Consider the following 17067-nt stretch of genomic DNA (forward strand, 5'->3'; position numbering starts at 1 on the left):
AGAACAACGGGGATCAGCATGAGCAACACAACAGAACGCACGCCACGACACATCGCAGCCCGCGGGCGAAGCAGGGTCGCACGTGGTGCATTCTCGACGCTGCCCATCGTGCTGGCTGGCTCCCTGGCCATGACCATGAACCTCACGGGGCCGATCCACCTCGACGATGCGAAGAAGACAGAGAAGGACAAGGCGACGGCACCGTCGCAGCTCCGTGACAGCATCCGCAAGGCGCTCGCCTCTGCCACCCCCACCACCGCGCCCACCGAACTGCCCGAAGGGCAGATCGCTGTGGCCGCGGCACCGGGAAGCTACACTGTCGTCGCAGGCGACACCATCAGCAGCATCGCCGGACACTACGGCCTCTCCACCGCATCCGTGCTCGCCCTCAACGGCCTCGGCTGGAAGTCGATCATCCACCCCGGCCAGAAGCTCGTGCTCTCGAGCAGCGTCACGCCGGTGGCGGCGACGCCCACGACCGCCGCCCCCTCCTCGGGCCGCTACACGATCGAACGCGGCGACACCATCGGCGGCATCGCGGCCCGTTTCGGCGTGAGCGCCACGTCGGTCCTCTCGGCGAACGGGCTCGGCTGGTCCTCGATCATCTACCCCGGCCAGACCCTTGCGATCCCCGGGCAGTCGGCCCCCGCGAGCCTCGCCCCGACCGCTCCTCCCGCGTCGACGCCGGCACCCGGCTCCTCGCACACCATCGCCTCGGGCGACACCCTCAGCTCGATCGCAGGCGAGTTCGGGGTCAGCCCCGCAGCCCTCGCAGCAGCCAACGGCATGACCCTCGACAGCACGATCTACGCCGGCGCCAGCCTCAGCATCCCGAGCGCTCCGGCACCCGTCGTGGCGAGCGCGGGCACGGTGGTGCCGCTCAGCAACGAGATGGCCGGCCATGCCCGCACCATCATCTCGGTGGGCCGCTCCCTCGGAGTCAGCGACTACGGGCTTGTGATCGCCCTTGCCGCTGCCGCCCAGGAGTCGACGCTGCGCAACCTCGGCTGGGGTGACCTCGACTCCGTCGGCCTGTTCCAGCAGCGACCCACCGCCGGCTGGGGAACCGTGGCCCAGCTGACCACGCCGGAGCGCTCCGCACGGCTCTTCTTCGGCGGCGATCAGAACCCCAACAAGGGCGTCACCCGTGGCCTGCTCGAGATTCCCGGATGGCAGTCGATGACCGTGACGCAGGCAGCCCAGGCCGTGCAGATCTCCGCCTACCCGGATGCCTACGCCAAGTGGGAGACCTCGGCCCGCGCGTGGCTCGCGCAACTCGGCTGACATCCGCCGACCACCGTTACCGGACAGTTGCCGGCGAGCGGTGTTTTAGGCAGGCATCCGACACCCCCGTCTCTAGACTTGAACGGTGAGTAACCAGAGTTCCGATCCGCTGATCGGCCGTCTTCTCGACGGCCGATACCAGGTGCGTTCGCGCATCGCGCGGGGCGGAATGGCGACGGTCTACCTCGCGACCGATCTTCGCCTCGAACGGCGGGTCGCCATAAAGGTCATGCACGGTCACCTCGCCGACGACACCCAGTACAAGATGCGCTTCATCCAGGAGGCGCGCTCGGCCGCCAGACTCGCGCATCCGAATGTCGTCAATGTCTACGACCAGGGGCAGGACGCCGAGACCGCGTACCTCGTCATGGAATATCTGCCCGGCATAACGCTGCGCGATCTGCTCAACGAACACAAGATACTCACGACCGAGCAGGCGATCGACATCATGGAGGCCGTGCTCGCGGGGCTCGCCGCAGCCCACCGAAGCGGCATCGTGCACCGCGATCTGAAGCCCGAGAACGTACTGCTCGCCGACGACGGACGCATCAAGATCAGCGACTTCGGGCTCGCCAGGGCCGCCAGCGCGAACACCGCGACCGGCAACGCGCTGCTCGGGACGATCGCCTACCTCTCCCCCGAGCTCGTCACGAGGGGGGTCGCCGACACCCGCAGCGACATCTACGCCGTGGGGATCATGCTCTACGAGATGCTCGCAGGAGAGCAGCCGTACAAGGGCGAACAGCCGTTCCAGATCGCCCAGCAGCACGCCAACGACACGGTGCCGACGCCGAGCACCAAGAACCCGAAGGTGCCCGCCGAGCTCGACGAGCTCGTGCTGTGGGCGACCGCCCGCGACCCCGAGCAGCGCCCGGCAGACGCCGGCGCGATGCTCGAACAGCTCTACGAGACGCAGCGCCTGCTCGACTCCTCCGACGGCGACCTCGCAGCCACATCTGTGCAGCGCACCATGGTCATGCCGATGGCGATCGCCCAGCACGACACGGGCGGGGCCACTCAGGTGCTGAACCCTGTGAAGCTGCCGCGGGCCGCATCCGATCTGGGCGCGAACGCGGATGCGCTGGCCCACAAGAGCGAGCGTCGTCGCGCCCGGGGCAGCTGGCTCTTCGTCCTCGTGCTGCTGCTCACCGCACTCTCCGCCGGAACCGGCTGGTACTTCGGCGCCGGGCCCGGGTCGCAGGTGCTCGTGACGGATGTCTCCGGGCTGGAGCCCGCCGCCGCCCGGGATGCGCTGCTGGCGCAGGACCTGCAGGTCGCAGACGCGACGCTCGACGACTTCGACCCCGACGCGCCCCTCGGCACGGTCGTGAGAACCGAGCCGGGGGCCGGATCCGCCGTCGCGCACGGGGCATCCGTCACCCTCGTTCTCTCGAAGGGGCCCCAGCCGCTGCCGATTCCCGAACTGGTGGGGGTCACGGAGGATGAAGCCCGCAGACTCGTGGAGGAGGCGCAGTTCAGTCTGGGCGATTCGCGGTACCTCTTCAACGCCGACACCGCCGACGGCATCGTGCTGCAGGCGCTCGGCGCCGACGACGTCGATCTCGCAGGGCTCACCGAATACGGCGAAGGCCAACCCGTCACGCTCATCGTCTCACTCGGAGCCATTCCGGATGTCTCGGGTAGGTCCGTCGACGACGCCAAGAACACGCTTCAGGAAGTCGAGCTGACGGGAGTTGAGGGTGCCGAGGACTACAGCGACACCGTTCCCGCCGGCAACGTCATCCGGGCACAGTTGCAGGCCGGACAGACGTCCGTCGCCCCCGGCGGCACCGTCGACCTCATCATCTCGAAGGGCGTCGAGCAGGTACAGGTGCCCGATGTCGTGGGGCAGAGCTGGGCCAAGGCGAAGCCGCAGCTCGAAGCCGCAGGGTTCAAACTCGACTACAACATCTTCGCCGACATGGCACCGAGCCTCTTCACCGTCTCGCGTACGACGCCCGAGGGCGGCAGCATGGCCGACAAGGGCGCGACCATCAAGGTCAACTTCAACTCCTGAGCCGCAGACACTCCGGATGCCCGTGGCGGGCACCGCACAGCATCAGCGAGAGCTGAGTTCCTCCGACACCAGGAACGCGAGCTCGAGCGACTGCATGTGGTTGAGCCGCGGGTCGCAGAGTGACTCGTAGCGGGTCGCCAGAGTCGCCTCGTCGATCTGCTCTGAACCACCCAAGCACTCGGTGACATCATCACCCGTGAGCTCGATGTGCATACCTCCCGGGTGCGTTCCCGCCGCGCGGTGCGCCTCGAAGAAGCCCTTGACCTCGTCTACCACGTCGTCGAAGCGACGCGTCTTGTAGCCGTTCGGTGTCGTGATGCCGTTGCCGTGCATGGGGTCGGTCACCCACAGCGGCTGCGCATCCATGCCCTTGATGGCCTCCAGCAGCGGCGGAAGCGCATCGCGGATCTTGCCCGCGCCCATCCGCGTGATGAAGGTGAGGCGGCCCGGCTCCCGCTCGGGGTCGAGCTTGTCGATGAGCCTCTCCATGACCTCGGGGGTCGTCGAAGGGCCGAGCTTGACACCGATCGGGTTACGCAGGCGCGAGAAGAAGTCGATGTGCGCGCCCTCAAGCTCGCGGGTGCGCTCCCCGATCCACAGGAAATGACCCGAGGTGTTGTAGGGCGTGCCAGTGCGGGAATCGATGCGAGTCATCGGCCGCTCGTAGTCCATGAGCAGGCCTTCATGGCTCGAGTAGAACTCGACCCGCTTGAGCTCCTCGAAGTCGGCGCCCGCCGCCTCCATGAACTTGATGGCGCGATCGATCTCGCCGGCCAGGTGCTCGTAGCGCTTGTTCGCCGGGTTCGAGGCGAAGCCCTTGTTCCAGCTGTGCACCTCGCGGAGATCGGCGAAGCCGCCCTGCGTGAACGCGCGGATGAGATTCAGCGTCGACGCAGCGGTGTGGTACCCCTTCACGAGACGCGCGGGATCGGCGGTGCGGGACTCCGGCGTGAAGTCGTAGCCGTTGACGATGTCGCCCCGGTAGGCGGGAAGGGTCACCTCGCCTCGCGTCTCGGTGTCACTGGAGCGCGGCTTCGCGAACTGGCCCGCCATGCGGCCCATCTTCACAACCGGCATCGATGCGCCGTACGTCAGCACGACCGCCATCTGCAGGATCGTCTTCACGCGGTCGCGGATCTGGTCGGCCGTGGCCGCCGCGAAGGTCTCGGCACAGTCGCCGCCCTGCAACAGGAACGCCTTGCCCGCCGCCGCCGCCGCGAGACGATCGCGCAGCTGGTCGACCTCACCAGCGAACACGAGAGGAGGCAGCGTCGCGATCTCGGCCGATGCCTGCTCGACCGCCGAAGCATCCGGCCACTGCGGCTGCTGCTTGATCGGAAGCGTGCGCCAATAGTCGAGGCCCGCGATCACAGAGGGATCGGCTGGTACGACGAGATCTGCGGACGACTTGGTCACGAAATGGGTTCCTCTTCGGGATGGGCAGGAAACGGGCCTCATGGCATCGTTCCCCCGAGTTTAGTGGAGCAGCGATGCCCCCGGGTTCAGCGCGTCAGGCTCGAGCGCTTCTCCTTGACAGAAGACGCATAGACGTCAATATATTCCTGCCCGCTGAGCTGAAGGAGCTCGTACATGATCTCATCGGTCACGGAGCGCAGGATGAAACGATCCCCCTCCATCCCCTCGAAGCGGGAGAAGTCGAGCGGTTTGCCGATGACGATGCCGATACGACGAACCTTGGGCAGGCGCGTTCCGATCGGCATCGCCTTCTCCGTGTCGATCATCGCGACAGGGACGACGGGGACATTGCCCTCCAGGATCATCCGGGCCACGCCCGTACGACCGCGATAGAGGTTGCCGTCGGGGCTTCGGGTGCCCTCGGGGTAGATGCCGAGGATCTCGCCGCGAGCCAGAACCCCCAGGCCGGTGTTGAGCGACGCCTCAGAGGCCTTGCCGCCCGAGCGGTCGATCGGGATCATGCCCGTCGCCTTCAGGAATGTCTTGATCGCCCAGCCCTTGATTCCACGCGTCGTGTAGTAATCGCTCTTGGCGAGGAAGCTGATGCGGCGATCCATCATGAGCGGCAGGAACACCGAGTCGACGACGGAGAGATGGTTGCTGGCGAGAATCACGCCACCGGTCTTCGGGATGTTCTCATGCCCCGTCACCCAGGGCCGGAACACGGTTCGCAGAATCGGACCGGCAACCAGGTTCTTCATGAACCAATAGAACATCGGAGCCTTCCTGAAAAGTGTGCACCCACTCTAACGCGACTGCTGGTGCAACCGGGCGAGGTCTGCCGCGCCCACGACACCCGCGTCATTCACCAGCTGCGCTGTCTCGAACGACGGCTCCGGATGATATCCGCGGGCCGGCAGGTGGGCGAGATAAGCCTCACGGATGGGGTCCAGCAGCAGATCGCCCGCCGAGGCGACTCCGCCACCCAGCACGAAGAGACTCGGATCGAGCACCGCGCTCAGCGACGCACAGGCCTGCCCGAGCCAGCCGCCGAGCTCACGGAGCGCCTGGATCGCGCCCGGATCCTGCTCGGCGATGAGCTTCGCGACGTGCTGCCCCGTGAGCTGACCGCCGTGCTCGCGCAGCCCCGCCAACCGCAGGCCGATGCCGCCGACATCGGCGATCTCGTTCGCCATCCGCAACAGAGCCCTGCCGGAGCCGTACTGTTCGATGCATCCGCGCGCGCCACATCCGCAGGGGAGACCGCCCGGAACGACCCGCAGATGGCCGAGCTCCGCCCCGGCGCCGAAACCGCCGCGCAGCAGGCGACCATCGACGATGATCGCACCGCCCACGCCGGTGCCGATCGTCAGCATCGTCATGTTCTTCACCCCGCGGCCGGCGCCGAAACGGTACTCAGCCCATCCGGCCGCATTCGCATCGTTGTCGATCGTGATGTCGAGATCGAGCCGCTCGCGCAGCCTGTCGCGGAACGGCTCGTTCCGCCAGCTGATGTTGGGGGCGTAGTAGACCGTCGACTGCTGCTCGTCGATGAACCCGGCAGCGGCGACGCCTGCCGCGCGCACCTCCTCGCCCTCGACGAGCCTCTCGATCATCCCAACGACAGCATCGACGATGGCCCCCGGATCACCCGCAGGCGTGGGCGTGCGATCGGAGCGGACGATCTCCCCCGCCTCCGTCACGAGGGCCCCCGCGATCTTCGTGCCTCCGATATCGATTCCGACGGCGTGCATCAGCGCTGTCCTCTCTGCATGATGAAGCCCAGCCGGATAGTCTGGGCGCACCCGAACCGAACCATGCTCGGTATGCGTCGCGCGATAAACCATCGCGGCGAGGGTGCCTCGACAAGTGTAGGGAATCAACAACTGCCTCGTGACGGGATGGGCCTAGCGATATCCTTTAGCCACACCCGCACAGGTACCGAAGGAGTTGCCGTGAAAGAGTACATCGTGCCCGCCCTCGTTGAGGCCGACCCGAATGCGAATGCGACAGACCTGCTCATAGAGCGTGTCGCAGAAACGCCCGACAAGGCCCTCTTCGCGCTCCCGCAGCCCGATGGCAGCTGGAAAGACGTCTCCTCGAGCGAGTTCCTTCGTCAGGTGGTCGCGCTGGCCAAGGGCCTGGTCGCAGCAGGGATCGAGCCCGGCGACAAGATCGCGCTCATGGCCAAGACCAGCTACGAGTGGACCCTCATCGACTTCGCGACATGGTTCGCCGGAGCGGTACTCGTGCCCATCTATGAGACCTCGGCCCCCGCGCAGATCCAGTGGTACCTCTCCGACTCAGGTGCGATCGCGTTCATCGGCGAGACACCCGACCATTTCGCGCGCTTCGACGAGATCCACGCCGATGTCCCGCTCATCCGCAGCGTCTGGCAGATCAACCTGGGTGACCTCGACAAGCTCGTCGCAGGAGGCGGTGGAGTGAGCGACGAGGAGATCGAACGGCGGCGCACCCTCGCGAAGGCCGACGATCTCGCGACCCTCATCTACACCTCGGGAACGACCGGGCGCCCGAAAGGCGTGATACTCAACCACTCCAACTTCTACGAGCTCGCACGCAACTGCCGGCTCGCCATCCCCGAGGTCGTCAACGACCAGTCGAGCACCCTGCTGTTCATCACGCTCGCCCACGTCTTCGCCCGCTTCATCTCGGTCCTCGCCATCCACGGTGGAGTCAAGGTCGGTCACCAGCCCGACACCAAGCAGCTCGTGCCGTCGCTCGGAACCTTCAAGCCCACCTTCCTGCTCGCCGTGCCCCGAGTCTTCGAGAAGGTCTACAACTCGTCAGAGCAGAAGGCCGAGGCCGGAGGCAAGGGCAAGATCTTCCATGCTGCAGTCACGACGGCGATCGAGTACTCGAAGGCCCTCGACACCGGCTCGGTGCCCCTCGGACTCAAACTCAAGTTCGCCGTTCTCGACAGGCTCGTGCTCTCGAAGATCCGTGCGGCGATGGGTGGCAATGTCCGCTACGCCGTCTCGGGCTCCGCGCCGCTCGGCCTGCGCCTGGGCCACTTCTACCGTGCTCTCGGCCTGACGATCCTCGAGGGCTACGGCCTCACCGAGACCACCGCGCCCGTCACGGTGAACCTCCCCTCGAAGTTCAAGATCGGCAAGGTGGGCCCGGCCGTCCCAGGCAATGCGCTGCGCATCTCCTCCGACGGCGAGGTGCAGGCCAAGGGCGTCAGCGTGTTCCAGGGGTACTGGCAGAACGCGGAGGCCACTGCGGATTCCTTCGAAGACGGCTGGTTCAAGACGGGTGACGTCGGCGAGTTCGACTCCGACGGCTACCTCGTGATCACCGGACGCAAGAAGGAGATCATCGTCACCGCTGGCGGCAAGAACGTCTCCCCCGCAGCGCTCGAGGACCCCATCCGCGCCAATCCGATCGTCGGCCAGGTCATCGTCGTCGGCGACCAGAAGCCGTTCATCTCCGCGCTGATCACGCTCGACGACGAGATGCTCCCCGTCTGGCTGAACAACAACGGTGAGGATGCGACGCTCAGCGTTGCAGAGGCCGCCAGGAACCCGAAGGTCATCGCCGAGGTTCAGCGGGCGGTCGACGCCGCCAATGCGACGGTCTCTCGGGCCGAGTCCATTCGCAAGTTCACCATCCTCGAGAAGGATCTGACGGAGGCGAGCGGCCACCTGACGCCGAAGCTCTCCATCAAGCGCGCCGTCATCCTGAAGGACTTCTCGAACTCCATCGAGAGCATGTACAACGACAGTCCCGCAACCGAGGGCATCTCGGTCGCCGGCTGACGAAGACCAGAAAAAGGGAGGCCCGGGCGGATTCGCCCAGGCCTCCCTTTATTCCTGCGGGGGCATCCTGTGAGGAGCCACACTCCCCGGGTGCCTAGAACCAGTCGGATTCGCGGATGAGGCGCATGGCCTCCCGCTTGGTCTCCTTGTCGAGGCCATCGATGTAGAGCCTGCCCTCAAGATGGTCCATCTCATGCTGCAGTGCCTGGGCCATCAGACCGGTGCCGCTGATCTCGATCTCCTTGCCCTCGAGGTCGACACCGCGCACACGGGCGAAGGGATAGCGGAGGCGCTCGAAGTAGAAGCCGGGAACCGAGAGGCATCCCTCATCGAGCAGCTCCGGTTCCCCCGACACCTCCACAAGCTCAGGGTTCAGCAGGTAGCCGATCTCGCCGTCCACGTTGTAGCTGAACGCGCGCAGGTTGACGCCGATCTGCGGGGCAGCCACCCCGGCCCGCCCCGGCAGCTTCACTGAGTCGACAAGATCCTCGACGAGGCCCGCGACGTCGTCGTTCGGCCCCACCGGGTCGGAGACGGTCTTCAGCACGGGATCGCCGAAGATCCTGATCTGGCGCGCGGTCATGAGTGGCCTTTCATGGCTGTACGAGAGGGTGGGGCGGCTTGAGCCGTGCCACCGTTAGTCGGAGCGACGAGCGGGCAGACCATCCATCACGATGGCGGCGAGCCTGCGCGCAGCATCCTTTGTCAGATCCCTGAGACCCTTGTAGTCGATCACCGAGCCCGCAGCCAGCTGCGGGTCATACGGGATGCGCACGATCTCGCGAACGCGCGAGCGGAAGTGCGACTCGATCTCATCGAGCTTGACCAGGCTGGTTCCCTGGGTGGCCGTGTTGATCGCGACAACCGCGTTGCGCACGAGCTTCGCGTAGCCGTTCGCCTCGAGCCAGGTGAGGGTCTCGGATGCGAGCCTCGCCTCGTCGACGCTGCCGCCGGAGACGATGACCAGCGAATCGGCGCGCTGCAGCGTCGCCCGCATCACCGAGTGGACGATGCCGGTGCCGCAGTCGGTCAACGCGATCGAGTAGAAGCGTGCCGCGAGATCTGCCACAACGTTGTAGTCGTTCTCGTCGAACGCCTCAGACAGCATCGGGTCGGTGTCGGATGCGAGGATGTCGAGCCGGGTCTCGTCACGCGACACCATCGTGGAGAAGTCGTTGAAGCTCGTGATCGACGGCGCCTGCGTGACGATGTCGCGCACGGTCGACCTGGTCTGCTTGTTCACACGCTCTGACAGGGTGCCCCGGTCGGGGTTCGCATCGATCGCGATGATGCGGTCTTCACGCACGTCGGAGAGCGCCATGCCCAGCAGCGCAGTGATCGTCGTCTTGCCGACACCGCCCTTGCGGGTGAGCACCGGCACGAAACGGGTGCCGCCCTCGAACTGCTTGTCGATGCGGGCGTCGATCTCCTTGCGGGCGCGAACCTTGGGCGAATCGCCCAGATTCACGAGATGCAGCGTCACCGCATAGACGAAGGCCGGCCACGACCCCTCCGGGGCGGGACGGCGGCGCTTGCGATTGTCGATGAGGCGATCGGCCGTGAGCATGTTCGCCGACTCCGGCGACTTCGACACCTCGCCCCGCATCCGGTCGCGACGGCTCTGCCGCTCGTCCGACGCGGGCAGCGGAACCACATCGAGAACGCCCGGATCATCGACATCGTCAATCGACTCGGAACCCTCGAGATCCGTGCCCACGAACTCGATCGACATGGTCGAGGTGTCGACCAGTCCGAGCTGCCCGGCACTGATCGGCTCATCAGGGATGGAGAGCGCCAGCTCCTCCTCCGGGGCGACCCGGACAGGGGCGGGAAGATCGACGCTGACGGTCAACGCCGCAGCTTCGTCAGCCGCAATGTCGTCGTCATCGTCAAGGGCGTGGGCAGCATCGACGGCCCGCGTCGAGCCGCTGGGCCTGCCCGCGGCATCCGCCCTGTCTCCTCTGTTGGCCACCGATCGCATCCCTCCACCACCGGAATGGGCTCCGACGGCAACGATCCAGTCTATCAATCGCTGCGGTCGCCGCCGATTCAGGCCGGGTCGACCACCACGAGCAGGTCGCCGCCCTCAACAGGAGACGTCGCCTTGATCGCCAGCCTCGACACCGTGCCCGCCACGCTCGCCGTGATCGCAGCCTCCATCTTCATGGCCTCGATCGTCGCCACCGCCTGGCCCGCCGCCACAACGGCACCCTCCTCCACCTGGAGCGTCACCACTCCGGCGAAGGGGGCCGCGACATGGCCCGGATTGGAGGCATCCGCCTTCTCCGTCGCCTTCGTATCGACCGAGATGCTGCGATCGCGCACGAAGACAGGACGAAGCTGCCCGTTCATCGTCGCCATGACGGTGCGCATGCCCTTGTCATCGGCGTCGCCGATGGCCTCGAGACCCACATACAGGTTCACGCCCGTCGCGATCTCGACAATGTGCTCATCGCCCTGACGAAGCCCGTACAGGTAGTCGATCGTGTCGACGACCGAGAGATCGCCGTAGCTCTCCCGAACCTCCGCATAGTGCGCCGTCGGGGCGGGGAACAGCAGCCGGTTGAGCGCATCACGGCGCTCGGCAGGGGAACCGTCGAGCGCGGCCTGATCCTCCTCGGACACCTCGTTGACGCCGATGCGCACCGTGCGGCCCTCCAGGACCCGGCTGCGGAACGGCTCGGGCCATCCGCCAGGCAGATCCCCGAGCTCGCCGGCCATGAAGCCGATCACCGAATCGGGGATGTCGAACTTCTGCGGATTCGCCTCGAAATCGGCGGGATCGGCGTCGGCTGCCACGAGTGCGAGCGCCAGATCGCCGACGACCTTCGACGACGGGGTCACCTTCGGCGGGCGGCCCAGCATCGTGCTCGCCGCCGCATAGGCGTCCTCGATCTTCTCGAAGTGGTCGCCGAGGCCCAGCGCGATCGCCTGCTGACGCAGATTGCTGAGCTGGCCACCCGGGATCTCGTGATGGTACACGCGCCCCGTCGGGCCGGCCAGACCGGACTCGAACGGACGGTACACCTCGCGCACGGCCTCCCAGTACGGCTCGAGATCGGAGACCGCGTCAAGCGAGAACCCGGTGTCGCGCTCCGTGTTCGCCAGAGCCGCCACGAGGGCAGAGAACGAAGGCTGGCTCGTCGTGCCCGCCATCGGCGCGCTCGCCACATCGACGGCATCCGCGCCCGCACGGCTCGCCGCCAGCAGCGTCGCCAGCTGGCCACCCGCCGTGTCATGCGTGTGCACGTGGACAGGCAGATCGAAACGCTCGCGCAGAGCAACGACGAGCTTCTCGGCGGCACCCGCGCGCAGCAGCCCCGCCATGTCCTTGACAGCGATGATGTGCGCGCCGGACTCCACGATCTGCTCGGCCAGACGCAGGTAGTAGTCGAGCGTGTAGAGATCCTCGGCAGGGTTCAGCAGATCACCGGTGTAGCAGAGGGCGACCTCCGCAACAGCAGAACCCGTCTCAAGAACCGAATCGATCGCCGGGCGCATCTGCGAGACATCGTTGAGCGCATCGAAGATGCGGAAGATGTCGACGCCGGTGCTCGCCGCCTCACGCACGAAGGCATCCGTCACCTGCGTCGGATACGGGGTGTAGCCGACAGTGTTGCGGCCACGCAGCAGCATCTGGATGGCCACATTCGGCAGGGCCTCGCGCAGCTTCGCAAGGCGCTCCCACGGGTCCTCACCCAGGAACCTCAACGCCACATCATAGGTGGCGCCACCCCAGGCCTCCACCGAGAACAGCTCCGGCGTGAGCCGAGCCACGGCAGGTGCCGCCTGCACCAGATCACGGGTGCGCACCCGCGTCGCCAACAGCGACTGGTGGGCATCGCGGAACGTCGTCTCCGTCACCGCAAGCGCCTTCTGCTCGCGCAGGGCGGCGGCGAAGCCGGCCGGACCCAGCTCGAGCAGCCGCTGACGCGAACCCGGCTTCGGGGTCGCCAGACGGTCGAACTCGGGCAGCTTGAGCGCAGGATTGATCGCACCGAACGGCTGGCCGTTCGGGTGGTTCACCGTCACATCCGCCAGCCAGTTGAGAACCTTGGTGCCGCGATCCCTCGACGGGTGCGCGTGCATCAGCTGCGGGCGCTCATCGATGAACGCCGTGCTGACATCACCGGCGACAAACGACGGATCCTCCAGGACCGCCTGGATGAACGGGATGTTCGTGGCAACGCCACGGATGCGGAACTCCGCAAGACCACGCCTGGCACGGCTCACCGCCGAAGCGAAGTCACGCCCGCGGCAGGTCATCTTGACCAGCATCGAATCGAAGTGCGGATTGATCTCCGAACCGGGGCTCACCGTTCCGCCATCGAGACGGATGCCGCCGCCGCCCGGCGAACGATACGTCGTGATCTTGCCGGTGTCGGGGCGGAAACCCTGCGTCGGATCCTCCGTCGTGATGCGACACTGCAACGCAGAGCCCCGCAGGCTCAGCGAATCCTGCCTCAAGCCCAACTGATCGAGTGTCTCCCCCGCGGCGATACGGATCTGCGCCTGGACGAGGTCGACATCCGTGACCTCCTCCGTCACCGTGTGCTCGACCTGGATACGCGGATTCATCTCGATGAAGACATGCTCGCCGGCGCGATCGCCGACCGTGTCAAGCAGGAACTCGACCGTTCCCGCATTGACGTAGCCGATCGACTTCGCGAACGCGACCGCATCACGGTAGAGCGCCTGCCGGATGCCCTCGTCGAGGTTCGGGGCGGGAGCGATCTCGACAACCTTCTGATTGCGTCGCTGGATCGAGCAGTCCCGCTCGAACAGATGAATCGTCTCGCCTGAGGAATCCGCCAGGATCTGCACCTCGATGTGACGCGGGCGGAGCACCGCCTGCTCCAAGAACATCGTGGCGTCACCGAAGGCGCTGTCGGCCTCCCGCATGGCCTCCTCGAGCGCCGGACGCAGCTCCTCGGGCGTGTTCACGCGACGCATGCCGCGGCCACCGCCACCCGCCACCGCCTTCGCGAAGACAGGAAAACCGATCTCATCGGCCGCCGCGACAAGCACATCGACATCCGTCGTCGCCGGCGACGACTTCAGCACAGGAACGCCCGCAGCGATCGCGTACTCCTTGGCCGTCACCTTGTTGCCGGCCATCTCGAGCACGCTCTTACCCGGACCGATGAAGGTGATGCCGGCATCCGCCGCCGCCTGCGCCAACTCCGGATTCTCCGACAGGAAGCCATAGCCCGGGTAGATCGCGTCAGCGCCACTCAGCTTCGCCACGCGGATGATCTCAGAAACATCGAGATAGGCCCTGACCGGATGCCCCTTCTCGCCGATCTGGAACGCCTGGTCGGCCTTCTGGCGGTGAAGGGAATTGCGATCCTCATACGGATACACCGCGACAGTGCTCGCCCCCAACTCGAAGGCGGCACGAAAAGCGCGAATGGCGATCTCGCCACGATTCGCCACAAGAATCTTCTTAAACATCCGGTCCCTTCCGACTTCCGCAACTCTATTGCGAAAGAAAGCCGCCTCGGAGCGGCAAACGCTGTGCGATGTGCTGGGTTCTTTCAGAGTAGTGAAGGTAGGGTTTCTTTTTGTGCATGTACTCAGCGTGAGCTCCCTCAAGGGGGGCGTCGGAAAGACGACCGTCACGTTGGGACTGGCCTCAGCAGCCTTTGCCAAGGGGCTCAGAACCCTCGTCGTGGACCTCGACCCGCAATCGGATGTCTCCACCGGCATGGACATCAACGTCGCCGGACACCTCAACGTCGCCGACGTGCTCGCCTCCCCCAAAGAGAAGATCGTGCGCCAGGCGATCGCCCCCAGCGGATGGACACGCGGCCGCCCGGGCAAGATCGACGTCATGATCGGAAGCCCCTCGGCGATCAACTTCGACGGGCCGCACCCCAGCATCCGCGACATCTGGAAGCTCGAAGAGGCCCTCGCCAACGTCGAAGCCGACTACGACCTCGTGCTCATCGACTGCGCGCCCTCACTCAACGCGCTCACCCGCACAGCCTGGGCGGCCAGCGACCGGGTCACCGTCGTCACAGAGCCCGGGCTCTTCTCCGTCGCCGCAGCCGACCGCGCACTGCGCGCCATAGAAGAGATCCGCCGCGGCCTCTCCCCCCGCCTGCAGCCCCTCGGCATCATCGTCAACCGTGCGCGAGTGCAATCACTCGAACACCAGTTCCGCATCAAAGAACTGCGCGACATGTTCGGGCCGCTCGTACTCAGCCCGCAACTGCCGGAACGTACCTCCCTGCAGCAGGCTCAAGGTGCCGCCAAGCCGCTGCACATCTGGCCCGGAGAGAGCGCACAGGAGATGGCGCGCAACTTCGACCAGCTGCTCGAGCGGATCATCCGCACGGCTGGTTTGGCGTAGCCCCAGGGGTCAGTCGGAGGCAGGTCTCGAGACTGTGCGATCGCTCCGCACTCGCACACCTCGACCAGCGGGTATCACCGATGCGCTGCGGCTCCACACCTCGACCAGCGGGTGTCACGGCTCGACGCCTCAGGGGCGGGTGCTCAGGAGGCGCGTGACGCCCTGCGGGCCGCGAGCTCGTCCATGGCATCCGGCTTGTCGGCCTCAAGCTCGACGAGGCTGTGCTCGACCTCGCGGAGGACCTTGCCCACAGCGATGCCGAAGACGCCCTGGCCGCGGTTGACGAGGTCGATGACCTCGTCATTGGAGGTGCAGAGATAGACACTCGCGCCATCGCTCATGAGGGTCGTCTGCGCCAGATCGTTGACGCCCGCCTCGCGGAGCTGGTTGACGGCGGTGCGAATCTGCTGAAGCGAGATGCCCGTGTCGAGCAGGCGCTTCACGAGCTTGAGCACGAGGATGTCGCGGAAGCCGTACAGACGCTGCGAACCAGAGCCAGCGGCACCACGAACGGTCGGTTCGACCAGTTCGGTGCGAGCCCAGTAGTCGAGCTGGCGGTAGCTGATACCCGCCGCACGGGCGGCGACCGCACCGCGGTAGCCAGCGCCGGCATCACCCAGATCGGGCAGGCCATCGGTGAACAGCAGCCCGAGGTCGTAACGAGCATCCTCGTTACGACTGGAGAGTTCGCTCATCTCGATGTGCCTTCCACGCTGTGCCTGCCGATTGAGTCCGCAGGAGCCCGAACGCTGCTCTGCAACGTTCAAGGTCTGGTTGAACTTGATGTAGCTCAACGGTACGAGGTTTCGACCCCGAAAACCTGTATTGACCACATCGCGGGCGGCGTGTCGCCGCAATCGCGTGGCCTTCCTGACAGCTTAGGGGTCGAGCCGCGAAAGCGCACTGCGGATGAGGCTGCTCCGCACGATTTCGAGCTGCCCCGCGATCTCACGGGCAAGCTCCCCCGCCTTCGCCCTGCTCGACGCGTCATTCCTGCGCGCGACCGGAATCAGGGCACTCTCGATGAGCCCCAGTTCGCGCTCCGCCGCAGCCCGGAAGCCCCGCAGATGACGAGGCTCGATGCCGCTGCGCTTCAACTCGACCAGAGCAGTCAGCACATGGAGCGCATCCTCGCCATAGACATCCGCCGCCACGATCAGCGACGACGACACCGCATCACTCAACAGTTGAGGAGTGGCCCCGGCCTCGCGCATCAGCTCATCACGCTGGAAGCGACGCTCCGAGGGGAGCATCGACGGCGTCGACAACGTCGCAGCGCCCGGAAGCTCCGGCTGGCGGCCGGCATCGATGTCGTCGAGATAGCCGCGGATGACCTTCAGCGGCAGGTAATGATCGCGCTGCATCGTGAGAACGAAACGCAACCGCTCCAGATCACTCGGCGAGAACTTGCGGTAGCCCGACTCGGTACGCGCCGGAGAGACCAGCTGGCGCTCCTCCAGGAAGCGCAACTTCGAGGGAGTCAGATCGGGGAACTCAGCCGTCAACCTGGCAAGCACCTGGCCGATACTGAGCAGCGCGGGGGCCGCAGAAGACTCCTGCGCAGCCGAACTCTGCTGCGCGGCGGACCGCGCCACTAGTGGGCTGCCTGCTGCGCGAGATCGACGCGTGAAGCGTAGAACGTCAGCCGGAACTTGCCGATCTGAACCTCAGCGCCATCCGTGAGCAGCGCAGACTCGATACGCACGCCGTCGAAGTAGGTGCCGTTCAACGACCCCAGATCTTTGATCTCGAACGTCGTGCCGTGACGAAGGAACTCCGAATGCCTGCGCGAGACCGTCACATCGTCGAGGAAGATGTCGGCCTCAGGGTGCCGGCCCGCCGTTGTCACATCAGAATCCAGCAGGAAGCGAGACCCCACATTCGGGCCGCGCCGAACGATCAGCAGCGCCGACCCCGAGGGGAGCGCGCCGACGGCATCCTTCTCCTCAGGAGAGATCGTTCCCGTGAGCGCAGCCAGCTGGGCTTCGAACTCCTCGCCGAAGTGAGCTGTCGTGTCGGTGGTGCGGGGCTCGTCGTGCTCACCGTTCGAACCAGAACCGTTCGCACCGGTGTGATCCGATCGCGGTGAATCAACCATGTGGACCTCCTAGCTCGTTAGCGTCCCAGCGTATCGGATTCGAAGGCCTGCCCGGGGGCCCGATTTCCCAGCCGAAGATGAGAAGGCACCCCGCATTCGCGGCACGCCGGATCGA

General features: G+C 66.0%; 13 protein-coding genes. 4 read left to right on the forward strand and 9 right to left on the reverse strand.

Annotated elements, in window-relative coordinates; genetic code table 11:
• The first annotated feature begins 18 nt into the window (after positions 1 to 18).
• Together FB562_RS06135 and pknB are read left to right on the forward strand one after the other, a co-directional pair.
• Positions 19 to 1284 carry a LysM peptidoglycan-binding domain-containing protein gene (locus FB562_RS06135; protein ID WP_246081357.1) on the forward strand — a complete coding sequence of 422 codons (1266 nt, stop codon included), beginning with the start codon at positions 19 to 21 and terminating at the stop codon, positions 1282 to 1284.
• Between the two features lie 85 nt (positions 1285 to 1369).
• Positions 1370 to 3301 carry a Stk1 family PASTA domain-containing Ser/Thr kinase gene (gene pknB / locus FB562_RS06140; RefSeq protein ID WP_141880339.1) on the forward strand — a complete coding sequence of 644 codons (1932 nt, stop codon included), beginning with the start codon at positions 1370 to 1372 and terminating at the stop codon, positions 3299 to 3301.
• Positions 3302 to 3343: 42 nt separating this feature from the next.
• Here pknB and FB562_RS06145 read toward each other — a convergent pair whose 3' ends face one another.
• The 3 genes from FB562_RS06145 to FB562_RS06155 form a co-directional block, all read right to left on the reverse strand.
• Positions 3344 to 4672: a class II 3-deoxy-7-phosphoheptulonate synthase gene (locus FB562_RS06145; RefSeq protein WP_246081442.1), complete on the reverse strand. Its 1329-nt coding sequence runs from the start codon at positions 4670 to 4672 to the stop codon at positions 3344 to 3346.
• A gap of 131 nt (positions 4673 to 4803) precedes the next feature.
• Positions 4804 to 5493 (reverse strand): lysophospholipid acyltransferase family protein, encoded by a 690-nt coding sequence (locus tag FB562_RS06150; RefSeq protein WP_141880341.1) that lies wholly within the window; start codon positions 5491 to 5493, stop codon positions 4804 to 4806.
• Positions 5494 to 5523: 30 nt separating this feature from the next.
• Complete coding sequence (locus FB562_RS06155) at positions 5524 to 6471, reverse strand: ROK family glucokinase (RefSeq protein WP_141880342.1); 948 nt, start codon at positions 6469 to 6471, stop codon at positions 5524 to 5526.
• Between the two features lie 201 nt (positions 6472 to 6672).
• Here FB562_RS06155 and FB562_RS06160 point away from each other — a divergent pair, with 201 nt between their 5' ends.
• Entirely contained in the window at positions 6673 to 8499 is a 1827-nt protein-coding gene (locus FB562_RS06160) for an AMP-dependent synthetase/ligase (protein WP_141880343.1), read from the forward strand.
• Between the two features lie 94 nt (positions 8500 to 8593).
• Here the strand turns inward: FB562_RS06160 and def are convergent, their stop codons facing one another.
• The 3 genes from def to FB562_RS06175 form a co-directional block, all read right to left on the reverse strand.
• Positions 8594 to 9082, reverse strand: coding sequence for a peptide deformylase (gene def, locus FB562_RS06165; protein ID WP_141880344.1), 489 nt, complete (start codon positions 9080 to 9082; stop codon positions 8594 to 8596).
• Positions 9083 to 9136: 54 nt separating this feature from the next.
• Positions 9137 to 10471, reverse strand: a complete 1335-nt coding sequence (locus tag FB562_RS06170; protein WP_246081358.1) for a MinD/ParA family ATP-binding protein — start codon at positions 10469 to 10471, stop codon at positions 9137 to 9139.
• A 77-nt stretch (positions 10472 to 10548) separates the two neighbouring features.
• A complete protein-coding gene (locus tag FB562_RS06175; RefSeq protein WP_141880346.1) occupies positions 10549 to 13953 on the reverse strand; it encodes a pyruvate carboxylase in 3405 nt (1134 codons plus the stop codon).
• A 112-nt stretch (positions 13954 to 14065) separates the two neighbouring features.
• Here FB562_RS06175 and FB562_RS06180 point away from each other — a divergent pair, with 112 nt between their 5' ends.
• A complete protein-coding gene (locus FB562_RS06180; RefSeq protein WP_141880347.1) occupies positions 14066 to 14854 on the forward strand; it encodes a ParA family protein in 789 nt (262 codons plus the stop codon).
• A 143-nt stretch (positions 14855 to 14997) separates the two neighbouring features.
• On the opposite strand, the gene FB562_RS06185 is transcribed toward FB562_RS06180, so the two are convergent.
• The 3 genes from FB562_RS06185 to FB562_RS06195 all read right to left on the reverse strand — a co-directional run bounded on the left by FB562_RS06185 (position 14998) and on the right by FB562_RS06195 (position 16952).
• Entirely contained in the window at positions 14998 to 15549 is a 552-nt protein-coding gene (locus tag FB562_RS06185; RefSeq protein ID WP_141880348.1) for a MerR family transcriptional regulator, read from the reverse strand.
• A gap of 183 nt (positions 15550 to 15732) precedes the next feature.
• Positions 15733 to 16449, reverse strand: a complete 717-nt coding sequence (ftsR, locus tag FB562_RS06190) for a transcriptional regulator FtsR (protein WP_141880349.1) — start codon at positions 16447 to 16449, stop codon at positions 15733 to 15735.
• Positions 16449 to 16952: an FHA domain-containing protein gene (locus FB562_RS06195; RefSeq protein ID WP_141880350.1), complete on the reverse strand. Its 504-nt coding sequence runs from the start codon at positions 16950 to 16952 to the stop codon at positions 16449 to 16451. The genes ftsR and FB562_RS06195 overlap by 1 nt, the downstream gene beginning before the upstream one ends.
• Between the last annotated feature and the right edge of the window lie 115 nt (positions 16953 to 17067).

It is taken from the genome of Homoserinimonas aerilata, assembly GCF_006716125.1.
GTDB classification, from domain to species: Bacteria; Actinomycetota; Actinomycetes; order Actinomycetales; family Microbacteriaceae; genus Homoserinimonas; species Homoserinimonas aerilata.

Coding starts and splice junctions, on each gene's coding strand:
- FB562_RS06135 (WP_246081357.1), top strand. CDS start 19: ATGAGCAACACAACAGAACGCACGCCACGACACATCGCAGCCCGCGGG.
- FB562_RS06150 (WP_141880341.1), bottom strand. CDS start 5,493: ATGTTCTATTGGTTCATGAAGAACCTGGTTGCCGGTCCGATTCTGCGA.
- FB562_RS06155 (WP_141880342.1), bottom strand. CDS start 6,471: ATGCACGCCGTCGGAATCGATATCGGAGGCACGAAGATCGCGGGGGCC.
- def (WP_141880344.1), bottom strand. CDS start 9,082: ATGACCGCGCGCCAGATCAGGATCTTCGGCGATCCCGTGCTGAAGACC.
- FB562_RS06175 (WP_141880346.1), bottom strand. CDS start 13,953: ATGTTTAAGAAGATTCTTGTGGCGAATCGTGGCGAGATCGCCATTCGC.
- FB562_RS06185 (WP_141880348.1), bottom strand. CDS start 15,549: ATGAGCGAACTCTCCAGTCGTAACGAGGATGCTCGTTACGACCTCGGG.
- FB562_RS06195 (WP_141880350.1), bottom strand. CDS start 16,952: ATGGTTGATTCACCGCGATCGGATCACACCGGTGCGAACGGTTCTGGT.